Source organism: Mycobacterium sp. Marseille-P9652 (assembly GCF_902652685.1).
Taxonomy (GTDB): domain Bacteria; phylum Actinomycetota; class Actinomycetes; order Mycobacteriales; family Mycobacteriaceae; genus Mycobacterium.
Window position 1 is genome coordinate 1 of sequence record NZ_CACRUY010000089.1, and the last position, 12,890, is coordinate 12,890.

At 72.5% G+C, this 12,890-nt stretch carries 14 protein-coding genes; 1 reads left to right on the forward strand and 13 read right to left on the reverse strand.

Features of this window, described 5'->3' with window-relative positions; genetic code table 11:
• Positions 1-26: 26 nt before the first annotated feature.
• The 11 genes from GPY60_RS25330 to GPY60_RS25380 all read right to left on the reverse strand — a co-directional run bounded on the left by GPY60_RS25330 (position 27) and on the right by GPY60_RS25380 (position 10,169).
• Positions 27-674, reverse strand: coding sequence for a PE family protein (locus tag GPY60_RS25330; protein WP_156690446.1), 648 nt, complete (start codon positions 672-674; stop codon positions 27-29).
• Positions 675-740: 66 nt separating this feature from the next.
• Entirely contained in the window at positions 741-1,166 is a 426-nt protein-coding gene (gene aroQ / locus GPY60_RS25335) for a type II 3-dehydroquinate dehydratase (RefSeq protein ID WP_156690447.1), read from the reverse strand.
• Positions 1,163-2,245, reverse strand: a complete 1,083-nt coding sequence (aroB, locus tag GPY60_RS25340) for a 3-dehydroquinate synthase (RefSeq protein ID WP_156690448.1) — start codon at positions 2,243-2,245, stop codon at positions 1,163-1,165. Before aroB ends, aroQ begins: the two co-directional genes overlap by 4 nt.
• Positions 2,242-2,781: a shikimate kinase gene (locus GPY60_RS25345; RefSeq protein ID WP_156690449.1), complete on the reverse strand. Its 540-nt coding sequence runs from the start codon at positions 2,779-2,781 to the stop codon at positions 2,242-2,244. Before GPY60_RS25345 ends, aroB begins: the two co-directional genes overlap by 4 nt.
• Positions 2,778-3,983, reverse strand: a complete 1,206-nt coding sequence (gene aroC, locus GPY60_RS25350) for a chorismate synthase (RefSeq protein WP_156690450.1) — start codon at positions 3,981-3,983, stop codon at positions 2,778-2,780. The genes GPY60_RS25345 and aroC overlap by 4 nt, the downstream gene beginning before the upstream one ends.
• 107 nt (positions 3,984-4,090) lie before the next feature.
• Positions 4,091-4,495, reverse strand: a complete 405-nt coding sequence (locus GPY60_RS25355) for an A24 family peptidase (RefSeq protein WP_156690451.1) — start codon at positions 4,493-4,495, stop codon at positions 4,091-4,093.
• 11 nt (positions 4,496-4,506) lie between these two features.
• A complete protein-coding gene (locus tag GPY60_RS25360; protein ID WP_156690459.1) occupies positions 4,507-5,307 on the reverse strand; it encodes a shikimate dehydrogenase in 801 nt (266 codons plus the stop codon).
• On the reverse strand, positions 5,304-6,542 hold the full coding sequence (locus GPY60_RS25365) for an endolytic transglycosylase MltG (protein ID WP_156690452.1): 1,239 nt from the start codon (positions 6,540-6,542) through the stop codon (positions 5,304-5,306). Before GPY60_RS25365 ends, GPY60_RS25360 begins: the two co-directional genes overlap by 4 nt.
• Complete coding sequence (ruvX, locus tag GPY60_RS25370; protein ID WP_156690453.1) at positions 6,535-7,002, reverse strand: Holliday junction resolvase RuvX; 468 nt, start codon at positions 7,000-7,002, stop codon at positions 6,535-6,537. The genes GPY60_RS25365 and ruvX overlap by 8 nt, the downstream gene beginning before the upstream one ends.
• Positions 7,003-9,711: an alanine--tRNA ligase gene (gene alaS, locus GPY60_RS25375; protein WP_156690454.1), complete on the reverse strand. Its 2,709-nt coding sequence runs from the start codon at positions 9,709-9,711 to the stop codon at positions 7,003-7,005.
• A gap of 68 nt (positions 9,712-9,779) precedes the next feature.
• Complete coding sequence (locus GPY60_RS25380; protein ID WP_197283832.1) at positions 9,780-10,169, reverse strand: secondary thiamine-phosphate synthase enzyme YjbQ; 390 nt, start codon at positions 10,167-10,169, stop codon at positions 9,780-9,782.
• A 177-nt stretch (positions 10,170-10,346) separates the two neighbouring features.
• Here GPY60_RS25380 and GPY60_RS25385 point away from each other — a divergent pair, with 177 nt between their 5' ends.
• Positions 10,347-10,970 carry a hypothetical protein gene (locus GPY60_RS25385; protein ID WP_156690456.1) on the forward strand — a complete coding sequence of 208 codons (624 nt, stop codon included), beginning with the start codon at positions 10,347-10,349 and terminating at the stop codon, positions 10,968-10,970.
• A 103-nt stretch (positions 10,971-11,073) separates the two neighbouring features.
• On the opposite strand, the gene GPY60_RS25390 is transcribed toward GPY60_RS25385, so the two are convergent.
• Both GPY60_RS25390 and GPY60_RS25395 read right to left on the reverse strand, forming a co-directional pair.
• On the reverse strand, positions 11,074-11,409 hold the full coding sequence (locus GPY60_RS25390) for a hypothetical protein (RefSeq protein ID WP_156690457.1): 336 nt from the start codon (positions 11,407-11,409) through the stop codon (positions 11,074-11,076).
• Positions 11,406-12,755, reverse strand: a complete 1,350-nt coding sequence (locus GPY60_RS25395) for a replication-associated recombination protein A (protein WP_156690458.1) — start codon at positions 12,753-12,755, stop codon at positions 11,406-11,408. Before GPY60_RS25395 ends, GPY60_RS25390 begins: the two co-directional genes overlap by 4 nt.
• Positions 12,756-12,890 lie beyond the last annotated feature (135 nt).

The following is a 12,890-nucleotide window of genomic DNA, read 5'->3' on the forward strand; positions in this document are numbered from 1 at the left end:
CCCCCGGGCCCCCCCGCGCCCCCCCTTCACGGCCGCCGGGGGCCGCGGTCCGGGGGGTGACCCCCGCCCCCCCCCAGACCCTGTTCACCCCCCCCCTGACCGCCACGGGCGCCGGGGGCGCCCCCGGACCGGGGCGGGGGGCCCCGCCGGGCGCCTCCCTGACCGGAAGCGGCGGCAACGGCGGATGGGGGGCCGCCGGCAGCGGGGCCGGCGCCCCCCGATCCGCCGTTGCCGCCGTTGCCGATCAGGAAGCCGCCCGGCTGGCCCGCCTGCCCGGTTCCGGGTGCGCCGTCGGCGCCGTTGCCGATCAGGGGGCGGTTGAACAGGATCTGGGTGGGTGCGTTGATCACCGCCAGCACGTCGTCCTCGAGCGTCTGTAAGGGCGAGGCGCTGGCGGCCTCGGTCGTTCCGTACGCCAGCCCACCACCGACGAGGGCCTGCACGAACTGGTCGTGGAACGACGCCGCCTGGGCGCTCAACGCCTGGAACTCGCGCCCGTGAGCGCCGAACAGCGCCGACACGGCCGCCGACACCTCGTCCTCGGCCGCCGCCGCGATCTGCGTCGTCGAGCCCGCGGCGACCGTCGTGGCCTGCCCAAGCGCCGTCCCGATACCCGACAAGTCCTGCGCCGCCGCCGCCATCGCCTCGGGCACCGCAACCACAAAAGACGCCATAGTGGGCTCCCATCCCTCGACCTCAGTGTGAGCCGACGGCGGGACGCAATTTATCGGGAGTTTTACCTATTTTTCGGCGAGGTAGCGCAGCGCCAGCAGGTAGCCCTGCACCCCCAACCCGACGATGACGCCGGTCGCCACCGGGCTGAGGTACGAATGGCGCCGGAACTCCTCGCGGGCATGAACATTCGAGATGTGCACCTCGATCAGCGGTGCCCTCAGCTCGGCGCACGCGTCGCGCAGCGCCACCGAGGTGTGGGTGAGGCCGCCCGCGTTGAGGATCACCGGGTCACCGGCGTCGGCGGCCGCATGGATCCAATCGAGCAACTCGGCCTCGCTGTCGCTTTGGCGGACAACGGCTTCCAGCCCCAGCGCCGCGGCCTCCCGCTCGATCAGGGCGGCCAGCTGCTCGTGCGTCGTGTCGCCGTAGACCTCCGGCTCCCGCCGTCCCAGGCGGCCCAGATTCGGTCCGTTGACGACAAGAACCCTCACGGCGCGATCCCGTCGTACGCGGCCGCCAGCAGCGCCGGGTCCGGTCCGGCCAGGCGCCCGGGTTTGGCGAGGCCGTCGAGCACCACGAACCGCAGCACGCCCGACCGCGCCTTCTTGTCCCCGGCCATGAACTCGAGGAGCTGCGGCAACGCGTCGGCGTCGTAGCTGACCGGCAGGCCGAGCGCGTCGAGGACCGTGCGGTGCCGCTGCGCCGTCGCGTCGTCGAGCCGTCCCGCGAGCCGGGCGAGCTCGGCGGCGAACACCAGGCCCACCGAGACGGCGGCGCCGTGCCGCCACTGGTAGCGCTCGCGCCGCTCGATGGCATGGCCGAGCGTGTGGCCGTAATTGAGGATCTCGCGCAGCTCGGACTCTTTCTCGTCCGCGGCGACGACCTCCGCCTTGACCACGATCGCGCGCCGGACCAGTTCGGGCAGCACGTCGCCCGCCGGGTCCAGGGCGGCCTCGGGATCGGCCTCGATGAGGTCGAGGATCACCGGGTCGGCGATGAACCCGGCCTTGACCACCTCAGCCATGCCGGACACGAGTTCGTTGCGGGGCAACGTGGTCAGGGTCGACAGGTCGACGAGGACGGCCAGCGGCTGGTGGAACGCGCCCACCAGGTTCTTGCCCGCGTCGGTGTTGATGCCGGTCTTCCCGCCGACCGCGGCGTCGACCATCCCGAGCAGCGTGGTCGGCACGTGCACGATGTCGACCCCGCGCAGCCACGTCGCCGCCGCGAAGCCGGCGACGTCGGTGGCCGCGCCGCCGCCCAGGCTGACCAGCGCGTCCTTACGGCCGATTCCGATGCGGCCCAACACTTCCCAGAGGAACCCGACGACGGGCAGCTCCTTGCCCGCCTCGGCGTCCGGAATTTCGATGCGGTGGGCGTCGATTCCCTTGTCGGTCAACGCCTTTCGCATCGACTCGGCGGTCTCGGCCAGCACCGGCTGGTGCACGATCGCGACCCGGTGCCGCCCGGACAACAGGTCGGCGAGCCGGTCGACGGCGCCCGCGCCGATGACGACCGGATACGGCGGGTCGACGGCCACCTCCACGGTGACCTCGCCGGGGCCGGTCATGTCGCCGCTCGGCTTGGATCGAGGGCGGGCTCCTGCAGCCGCGAAAGGATCTGGCGCACAACGGCCCCCGGGTTGCGACGGTTGGTGTCGATGCGCATCGTGGCGACCCGGCGGTACAGCGGGGCCCGGGCGGCAATCAGCGCCTTGTACTTCTCGGCGCGGTCCGGGCCGGCGAGCAGCGGGCGCACGGTGCTGCCGCCGGTGCGCCGCACCCCTTCGGTGGCGCTGATCTCGAGGTAGACGACGGTGTGGCCGGCCAGCGCCTCGCACACGCCCGGGCTGGTGATCGCGCCCCCGCCGAGCGACACCACCCCGTCGTGGCGGGCCAGCGCGTCGCGCACGACCTCCTCCTCGATGCGGCGGAACTCGGGCTCGCCGTCGGTGGCGAAGATGTCGGCGATGGTGCGGCCGGTGCGCTGCTCGATCGCCGCGTCGGTGTCCAGCAGGGTGACGCCGAGCGCCTTGGCGAGCCGGCGCCCGATCGTGGACTTGCCCGAGCCCGGCAACCCCACCAGAACCGCCTTGGGCGCCGTCACGCGGTCCCCCGCGCGGCCGGCGCCTCCCGCTCGGCGACCGCGCGCCGGTAGCCCTCGATGTTGCGCACGGTCTCGGTCAGCGAGTCGCCGCCGAACTTCTCCAGCGCCGCGCGGGCCAGCACCAGGGCCACCATGGCCTCGACCACGACCCCGGCGGCGGGCACCGCGCACACGTCGGAACGCTGGTGGATCGCGACGGCCTCGTCGCCGGTCGCCATGTCGACGGTGGCCAGCGCCCGCGGCACGGTCGAGATGGGCTTCATCGCGGCGCGCACCCGCAGCGGCTGGCCGTTGGTCATGCCGCCCTCGAGCCCCCCGGCGCGGTTGGTCGAGCGCACCACGCCGTCGGGGCCGGGGTACATCTCGTCGTGCGCGCGGCTGCCGCGTCGGCGCGCGGTCTCGAAGCCGTCGCCGATCTCGACGCCCTTGATCGCCTGGATGCCCATCACGGCGGCGGCCAGCTGGCTGTCGAGCCGGTTGTCGCCGCTGGTGAACGAGCCGAGCCCGACCGGCAGGCCCTGCGCGACGACCTCGACCACGCCGCCGAGCGTGTCGCCGTCCTTCTTGGCCGCCTCGATCTCGGCGATCATCGCCTCTTCGGCCCGCTTGTCGAAGGCGCGGACCGGGCTGGCGTCGATCGCGGGCAGGTCGGCGGGCCCGGGCGGCGGGCCGTCGTACGGCTCGGACGGCCCGATGGCGATGACGTGCGAGAGCACCTCGACGCCGAGCGCCTGGCGCAGGAACGACCGCGCGACGGTCCCGGCCGCGACGCGGGCGGCGGTCTCGCGGGCGCTGGCCCGCTCGAGCACCGGGCGGGCGTCCTCGAAGCCGTACTTGAGCATGCCCGCGTAGTCGGCGTGGCCGGGCCGGGGCCGGGTGAGCGGCTCGTTGCGCGCGACGTTTTCCAGCTCCGCCGGGTCGACGGGGTCGGCGGCCATCACGGTCTCCCACTTCGGCCACTCGGTGTTGCCGATCTCGATCGCGATCGGCCCGCCGAGGGTGACGCCGTGGCGCACCCCGGACAGGACGGTCACGGCGTCGCGCTCGAACTTCATCCGCGCGCCGCGGCCGTACCCGAGCCGGCGGCGGGCCAGCTGTTCGGCGATCTCGTCGGACGTGACCTGCACCCCGGAGACCATGCCGTCGAGCAAGGCCACCAGCGCGCGGCCGTGCGACTCCCCGGCGGTAATCCAGCGCAACACCCGGCCATTCTCCCATGCAGCCGCGGTGGCGCCATCAAGACGTTGACTCTGCGCCCATGGCGAAGAAGTACGAGAGAGCGCCGCCACAGACGCAGGGTGAACGCGCGTTATGCCAGTGAAAGCGCTACCGCGGCGGCGGTCGCCACGCACATGGACGGGCCGTGCGGCACGACGCGGGCGCGGCACAGCGCCGCCACCACGCCCGTCAGCAGCGGCCCACCCAGCGCCGCCAGGAACCACACGCCGGCGCCGAAACAGCCCGCCAGCCCACCCAGGCCGAGGGCGAGCTTGACGTCGCCCGCGCCCATTCCCGCCGGGGAGAGCAGGTGCACCACCAGGTACAGCCCGGCCAGGGCGGCGGCCCCGGCCGACGCCGGTAGACCGCGGCCGGCGAGGCCGGCCGCCAGCAGGATGGCCCCGGCGCCGGGCAGCGTCAGCGCGTTGGGCAGGCGGCGGTGTCGGACGTCGCAGACGCACAGCGCGGACATCCACAGCACGACGAGCGCCGCCATGGTGCGGCACGCTAGCCGAGCGCCGCGCTCATCGCCTCTCGCGGCGCCGGCAGGCCTGTGAATAGTTCGACCTGTGTGAACGCCTGGTGCAGCAGCATCTGCACGCCGCTGATCACCCGCCCGCCGGCCGCCGACACCGCGGCGGCCAGCGGCGTGGGCCACGGGTCGTAGATGGCGTCGAGCAGCACCGGCACCCGGGCAAAGGCCGGGGCGTACCGCGCGGCGACGTCGGCCGGGACGGTGTTGATCAGCACCCCCGCACTTGCGACATGGCCGGCGAGCTCGTCGCCGTCCAGGCCGCAGAACCGCGTCGTCACGCCGAGCCGGGCGCCGAGCTCGACCAGGCGTCCGGCCTTGGCCGGGTCGCGCGCGACGACGGTGACCTCTGTGACGCCGAGCGCGGCCAGCCCCACGACGGCGGCCGGCGCGGTCCCACCGGAACCGCACACCATGGCCGGTCCCGAAACGGTCCCCAGTGCACCCGTGACCCCGTCGATGTCGGTGTTGTCGGCGCGCCAGCCCGTCGGGGTACGCACCAGCGTGTTGGCCGACCCGACCAGCTCGGCGCGCTCGGTGCGCTCGTCGGCGAACCGCAGCGCGGCGAACTTGCCCGGCATGGTCACCGACACGCCGACCCATTCGGGCCCGAAGCCGCCGACGACGGCCGGCAGCTCCTCGGCGCCGCAGTCGATGCGCTCGTAGGTCCAGTCCTCGAGGCCTAGGGCGCGGTAGGCGGCGAGGTGCAGCTGCGGGGACTTCGAATGCGCGATCGGCCGGCCGAGGACGCCCGCCCGCCTAGCGCGCACGCTCAGCGAGCCGAGTCGAGGACACCGTTGCGTTTGGCCAGCTCGATGTTGGCCAGGTGCTGCTGATAGTCCTTGGTGAACAGCGTGGTGCCCTGGGCGTCGATCGTCACGAAGTACAGCCAGTCCCCGGGCTCGGGGTGCTCGGCCGCGCGCAGCGCGTCGACGCCGGGCGAGCAGATCGCGGTCGCGGGCAGCCCCTGCGACACGTAGGTGTTCCAGGGGGTGCGCTGGGCGCGGTCGGCGTCGGTGGTGGCCACCTCGCGGCGGTCCAGCGGGTAGTTCACCGTCGAGTCGAATTCCAGCGTGTGGTGCGCGTGCAGGCGGTTGTAGATCACCTGCGCCACCTTGGCGAAGTCCTGCGTCTTGGACTCCTGCTGCACCAGCGACGCCACCACCAGGATGTCGTAGGGCGACAGGCCCAGGGACTGCGCGGTGTCCACCAGGCCGGACTTCACGTACTCCACCGCGCCGGCGCTGATCAGGCTGGTCAGGATGGCCTCGCTGGACGCCGACGGGTCGACGTTGAACGTCCCGGGCGCGATCAGCCCCTCGATGCGGCGGTGGTCCTTGCCGAGCTCGGTGACCGGCTCCATGGCCCACGGCGGCACCGCCAGCACGGAGGGAGCGCTGTTGGTCGCCGCGGCCCGCAGGTCGTCCACCGGCACGCAGTGCCGGTCGCCGTCGAGGTCGACACACGTGGCGCGCGAGATCAGCGTGAGGATCCCCGGGGTGACCACGTTCGTCTTCATGTCGGTGGTGTCGTCGAGCTGACGGCCCTCCGGGATGACGAGCCGCCCGACCCGGCTGCCGGGGTCGGCCAGCCGGGCGACGGCGTTGGCGGCCGGGATCTCGGTGCGCATCCGGTAGTAGCCCGGCTGGATCGAGTTGATCGCGCTGTTGCCGTGCGCGGCGTTGACGAAGGCCCGCACGGTGCGCACGACGCCCTTGTCGTGCAGCGTCTCGCCGACCATGGTCGTCGAGTCGCCGGACTGGATCTGGATCACGATGTCGCGCTTGCCGCCGCCGCTGTAGTCGTCACCGGAGCCGAAGATGGTGTGCCAGAGCTTCGCGCCGACCAGGACAGCCGCCACCACGACCACGGTGATCACGGCCAGGGTGATGCGGCCGGCGTAGCGCCGCCGCCGCTGCCCCCGCTCGGCCCGGTTGCGGTCGACGCGGCTCATCCGGTGCCGGGGCGGGCCCACGGCCTCCGGATCGGCCCGCCGCGCGCTGTCAACCATGGGCGGCCTTTCCGGCGCGGCGCTGGTCGAGCCAGCCCTGCAGGATCGCGACCGCCGCCGCCTGGTCGATGACGGCCCGCTGCTCCTTGGCGCGCACCCCGGCCGCCCGCATCGCGCGCTGCGCGCTGACCGTCGTGAGCCGCTCGTCGGCCAGGCGCACCGGCACCGGCGCGATCCGTTCCGCGAGCGCGTCGGCCAGGCCGATGGCGTCCAGCGCGGCCGGGCCCATGCGGTCGGCGAGCGTGCGGGGCAGCCCGACGATCACCTCCACCGCCTCGTACTCCGCGACCAGTTCGGCGAGCCGGCGCAGGTGCCGGTTGGAACGGTCGCGGCGCACGGTTTCCACCGGGGTCGCCAGGATGCCGTCCGGGTCGCTGCAGGCCACGCCGATGCGCACGCTGCCCGCGTCGACGCCGAGCCTTCTGCCGCGGCCGGGGTCCTCCTGCTGCACCGAGTCCACTCAGCCGACCCGCGCTTTCTCTACCTCCGCGCGTACGGCCGACAGCGCCGCCTCGATGCGGGACGGGTCCTTGCCGGCGCCCTGGGCCAGGTCGGGCTTGCCCCCGCCGCGGCCGTCGACCGCAGCGGCGAGTTGCTTGACGAGGTCGTTGGCGCGCAGGCCGAGGTCCTGGGCGGCGGGGTTCGCGGCCACCACGTAGGGCACCGTCCCCTCGCTCTCGGCGATCAGCGCGACCACCGCGGGCTCGCTGCCCAGCTTGCCGCGGATGTCACCGGCCAGCGACCGCAGGTCGCCCGCCGTCATCCCGCCCGACATGCGCTGCGCCACCACACGGACGTTACCGATCCGCTCCGCGCCCGCGGCCGCGTTGGTTGCCGCCGCCCGCGCGCCGGCCTGCCGGGCCCGCTCGAGTTCCTTCTCCGCGGCCTTGAGGCGCTCGACGAGGCCGGCTACCCGGGCGGGCACCTCCTCGGACGGCACCTTCAGCGACGATGCCAGCCCGGCCATCAGGGCGCGCTCCTTGGCGAGGTGGCGGAACGAGTCCAGCCCGACGTAGGCCTCGACCCGGCGCACGCCGGAACCGATCGAGGATTCGCCGAGGATCGTCACCGGCCCGATCTGCGCCGAGTTGTGCACGTGCGTGCCGCCGCACAGCTCCAGCGAGAACGGCCCGCCGATCTCCACGACCCGCACCTCGTCCGGGTAGGCCTCGCCGAAGAGCGCCATCGCGCCCATCGCCTTGGCCTTCTCGAGCTTTTCGGTGAAGGTGTGCACCTCGAAGTCGGCCTGCACGGCCTCGTTGGTGACCTCTTCGATCTGGGCACGCTGGTCGTCGGTCAGCGGCCCCTGCCAGTTGAAGTCGAAGCGCAGGTAGCCGGGCCGGTTCAGCGATCCCGCCTGAACGGCGTTGGGCCCCAGCACTTGTCGCAGCGCCGCGTGCACCATGTGGGTGCCCGAATGCCCCTGGGTGGCGCCGCGGCGCCACTCCGGGTCCACCGCCGCGGTGACGGTGTCGCCCTCCACGAACTCCCCCGACTCGACGTTGACGCGGTGCACCCACAGCGTTTTGGCGATCTTCTGCACGTCGGTGACCGCCGCGCGGGCGCTGGCACCCGACCCAACCCCGGTGATCGCGCCGACGTCGGCGATCTGCCCACCGGACTCGGCGTAGAGGGGCGTGCGGTCCAGCACCAGTTCGACGCGGTCGACGACGGCGGCCTCGCCGTGGGCGGCGTGCGCGACCACCGGCACCCGCTTGCCGTCCACGAAGATGCCGAGAATCCTTGCCTCCGAAGTCAGTTCGTCGAACCCGGTGAACTCGGTGGGCCCGGCGTCGACCAGCTCGCGGTAGGCGGAAAGGTCGGCGTGCGCGTGCTTGCGCGCGGCGGCGTCGGCCTTGGCGCGCTGCCGCTGTTGCAGCATCAGCTCGTGGAAGCCGGCCTCGTCGACGGTCAGGCCGGCCTCGGAGGCCATCTCCAGCGTCAGGTCGATCGGGAAACCGTAGGTGTCGTGCAGCGTGAAGGCGTCCGAACCCGAAACCACCGCCGCGCCAGCACGTTTGGTCGCGCCGGCGACCTCGTCGAAGAGTCGCGAGCCGGACGCCAGCGTCCGGTTGAAGGCCGTCTCTTCGGCCACGGCGATGCGCCTGATCCGGTCGAAGTCGTCGACCAGTTCGGGGTAGGACGGGCCCATCGCGTCGCGCACCGTGGCCATCAGGTCCCCGACGATCGGGCTGTCGATCCCCAGCAGCTTGGCCGACCGGATGACCCGGCGCAGCAGCCGGCGCAGCACGTAGCCGCGTCCGTCGTTGCCGGGGCTCACCCCGTCGCCGATCAGGATCGCGGCGGTGCGGCTGTGGTCGGCGATGATGCGATAACGCACGTCGTCGGCGTGGTTTCCGACGTCGTAGGCGCGCGGGGCGCGCGCCTGGACCAGGTCGATGACGGGCCGCAGCAGGTCGGTCTCGTAGACGTTGTGCACGTCCTGCAGCACCAGGGCCACCCGCTCCACGCCCATGCCGGTGTCGATGTTCTTGCGCGGCAACGGCCCGAGGATCTCGTAGTCCTCCTTGGTGGTCCCCTCGCCGCGCTCGTTCTGCATGAACACGAGGTTCCAGATCTCGAGGTAGCGGTCCTCGTTCGCGACGGGACCGCCGTCGACGCCGAATCCGGGCCCGCGGTCGTAGTAGATCTCCGACGACGGGCCGCACGGCCCGGGGATGCCCATCGACCAGTAGTTGTCGGCCATGCCGCGGCGCTGGATCCGCTCGGCCGGCAGGCCGGCGATCTCCCGCCACAGCCCGGCGGCCTCGTCGTCGTCGAGATAGACGGTGGCCCAGAGCCGTTCGGGATCCAGGCCGTAGCCGCCGTCCTCGACGCCGGTGGTCAGCAGCGCCCACGCCAGCTCGATGGCCTCGCGCTTGAAGTAGTCGCCGAACGAGAAGTTGCCGGCCATCTGGAAGAAGGTGTTGTGCCGGGTGGTGATGCCGACCTCGTCGATGTCGGGCGTGCGGATGCACTTCTGGATGCTGGTGGCCCGCGAGTACGGCGGCGTGCGCGCGCCCAGGAAGAACGGCACGAACTGGACCATGCCCGCGTTGACGAACAGCAGGTTGGGGTCGTCGAGGATCACCGAGGCGCTCGGCACCTCGGTGTGGCCCGCCTTCACGAAATGATCGAGGAATCGCTTCCTGATCTCGTGTGTCTGCACTGTTGTCTGCTTCTTCCTCGTAGCCTGCCGTACCTGTCCAGCCTATTCGGCGGTCCAGTGTGCGCCCGCTAACCCTCCAGAAAGCTGAGCCGAACCGAGCGCCGCGGGTTGTCCCGGTTGAGGTCGACCAGCACCACGCTCTGCCAGGTGCCGAGCTGCGGCTCCCCGCCCGTGACCGGCACCGTCACCGAGGGCGCCACGATCGCCGGCAGTACGTGGTCGGCGCCGTGGCCCGGCGAGCCGTGGGAGTGCCGGTAGCGGTCGTCGCGGGGCAGCAGCCGTTCGAGCGTCTCGACCAGGTCGTCGTCGGAGCCGGCGCCGGTCTCGATGATCGCCACGCCCGCCGTCGCGTGGGGCACGAACACGTTGCACAGGCCGTCGCCGCGCGACCAGCAGAACCCGCGCACGGCCTGGGTGAGATCGACGATGCGGCGACGGGAGGTGTCCACGTCAAGCACATCGGTATGCATCCCGACAAGCCTACGGGGGGCGCGCCGCGGCCAGCCAACCGAATGTGAGCGCGGCCACACTTTCCCATTGCGGGCGATTGCGCGCAGGAGGAAGGTAATCGGTAGGCCCGGTGGCGGCCACCGGGGTCCGTTCGAGAAAAGCCCCGACTCTGTAGGAGGCCGATCGTGTACGCACGCTCCACCACCATCCAGGCGCAACCGCTTTCCATCGACATCGGCATCGCGCACGTCCGCGATGTCGTCATGCCGGCGCTGTCGCAGATCGACGGGTTCGTCGGCGTTTCTCTGCTCGTCGACCGGCAGTCCGGCATGTGCATCGCCACCAGCGCCTGGGACAGCGTGCAGGCGATGCGCGCCGGCGCCGAGCGGGTGGCGCCGATCCGCGACCGGGCCGCGCTGATGTTCGACGGCAGCGCCCGGGTCGAGGAGTGGGAGATCGCCTCGCTGCACCGCGATCACCGCTCCGGCGCGGGCGCCTGCGTGCGGGCCACCTGGCTGAAGGTGGTGCCGGACCAGCTCGGCCGCTCGCTCGACTTCTACCGGCAGTCCGTGCTGCCAGAGATGGAGCGCCTCGACGGCTTCTGCAGCGCCAGCCTCATGGTCGACCACCCCGCGGGCCGCCGGGCGGTGTCCTGCTCGACGTTCGACAGCATGGACGCGATGGCCCGCAACGCGGACGAGGCGAGCGAGCTGCGCAGCAGGCGCGTGCGCGACCTGGGCGCCGAGGTGATCGACGTGGTCGAGTTCGAGCTGGCCATCGCCGGGCTGCGGGTGCCCGAGCTGGTCTAGCGCAACGGCTCCTCAGGGCAGCGGGGTCGCCGAGCGTCACGCCAGAGTGACGGCCGCCGCCGAGCGTCACGCCAGAGTGACGCCGGTGGCGAACGCCGGCCCGCTAAGGCAAAGCGTCCCCGGGGAATCCGCGGCACGGGTGCACCTGGTAGGTGAAGACGTTCGCCGCCACGCCCGGGTCATCCTGCATGATCGCGGTGGTCTCCTCGACCGTCGCCGCGAACACCCCGATGCCGCACACGTCGGAGGAGTCGGTCACCGGCAGCACCACCGCCAGCACGCCGTCGTCGCGCAGACCGAAGTTGCGCCGCCCGTGCTCCCAGATGATCGGCGGCGAGGACTCGTCCCCGAACCTGGGGCCGCGCTTGAGGATGACGACGCTGTATTCCCTGGCGGTGGGCAGCAATCGGCCCATCTCCTCGTCGGTGAAGCTCTTCACGCCCGCCCCCTTCGTCGGATGATCGCCCGCAGCCGCTCCAGCCGGCCGGCCATGTCCCGTTCGGCGCCGCGCCCCGTCGGCCGGTAGTAGTCCACGCCCACCAGCTCGTCGGGCGGATATTGTTGCGGCACAACGCCGTCCGGGTCGTCGTGAGAATACCGGTAACCCTGCGCGTTGCCCAGCGCGGCCGCGCCGGAGTAGTGCCCGTCGCGCAGGTGCGGCGGCACCAGACCCGCCTTGCCCGCCCTGACGTCGCCCATCGCGGCCGCCAGCGCGGTGGTGACCGCGTTGGACTTCGGCGCGGTGGCCAGGTGAATGGTGGCGTGCGCCAGCGTCAGCTGAGCCTCGGGCATGCCGATCAGCGCCACCGTCTGCGCCGCCGCGACGGCGGTCTGCAGCGCGCTCGGATCCGCCATGCCGATGTCCTCGCTGGCCAGGATCATCAGCCGGCGCGCGACGAAGCGCGGGTCCTCCCCCGCGACCAGCATGCGGGCCAGGTAGTGCAGCGCGGCGTCGACGTCGGAGCCGCGCACGGACTTGATGAACGCGCTGATGACGTCGTAATGCTGGTCGCCGTCGCGGTCGTAGCGCACGGCCGCCTCGTCCAGGGACTGCTCGACGGTCTCGACGGTGACCTCGTCGCTCGCTTCCGACGCCACCTCGAGCGCGGTGAGCGCGCGCCGGGCGTCCCCGGCGGCCAGCCGCACGATCAGGTCGACGGCCTCCGGCGCGACGGTCACCCGGCCGCCCAGCCCGCGGGGGTCGTCGATCGCGCGCTCCACGACGGTGCGGATGTCGTCGGCGGTCAGGGGCCGCAGCTGCAGGATCAGCGACCGCGACAGCAGCGGGGCGACGACGGAGAACGACGGGTTCTCGGTGGTCGCCGCCACCAGCAGCACGACCCGGTTCTCGACCGCGGCCAGCAGGGCGTCCTGCTGCGTCTTGGAGAACCGGTGCACCTCGTCGATGAACAGCACGGTCTGCTCGCCGTTGAGGATGCCGTGACGGGCCTTTTCGATAACGGCGCGAACCTCTTTCACGCCGGCCGACAACGCCGACAACGCCTCGAAGCGCCGGCCGGTCGCCTGGGAGACCAGCGCGGCCAGCGTGGTCTTGCCGCTCCCCGGGGGTCCGTAGAGGATGGCCGACGCCACCCCCGAGCCCTCGACCAGGCGGCGCAGCGGGGACCCCGGCCCCAGCAGGTGCGACTGCCCGACCACCTCGTCCAGCGACGCCGGCCGCATCCGGACCGCGAGCGGCGCGCCGGCCGGCGCGCTCAGGCCCTGCGGGCCGGTCCCTGCCGCGCCGGGTAGGTCGAAAAGACCGTCGGACACGGCTTCAGGCATACCACGTGCCGGCAATGCGGGCGGCGCCGCGACTTCTTTGCTAAGTTCCCACGTGCGTTCCCATGTTGAGCGAACAGCTAGGACGGACATGAGCCAGCCTCCCGAGTATCCAGGCCCCCCGGCAGACCCCTACGG

What these genes read in the sequence shown, in the direction of transcription:
- aroB (WP_156690448.1), bottom strand. Translation starts at nt 2,245, where the DNA reads ATGACCGGCCCCGGCGAGGTCACCGTGGAGGTGGCCGTCGACCCGCCG.
- GPY60_RS25395 (WP_156690458.1), bottom strand. Translation starts at nt 12,755, where the DNA reads ATGCCTGAAGCCGTGTCCGACGGTCTTTTCGACCTACCCGGCGCGGCA.
- GPY60_RS25365 (WP_156690452.1), bottom strand. Translation starts at nt 6,542, where the DNA reads ATGGTTGACAGCGCGCGGCGGGCCGATCCGGAGGCCGTGGGCCCGCCC.
- GPY60_RS25355 (WP_156690451.1), bottom strand. Translation starts at nt 4,495, where the DNA reads ATGGCGGCGCTCGTCGTGCTGTGGATGTCCGCGCTGTGCGTCTGCGAC.
- GPY60_RS25330 (WP_156690446.1), bottom strand. Translation starts at nt 674, where the DNA reads ATGGCGTCTTTTGTGGTTGCGGTGCCCGAGGCGATGGCGGCGGCGGCG.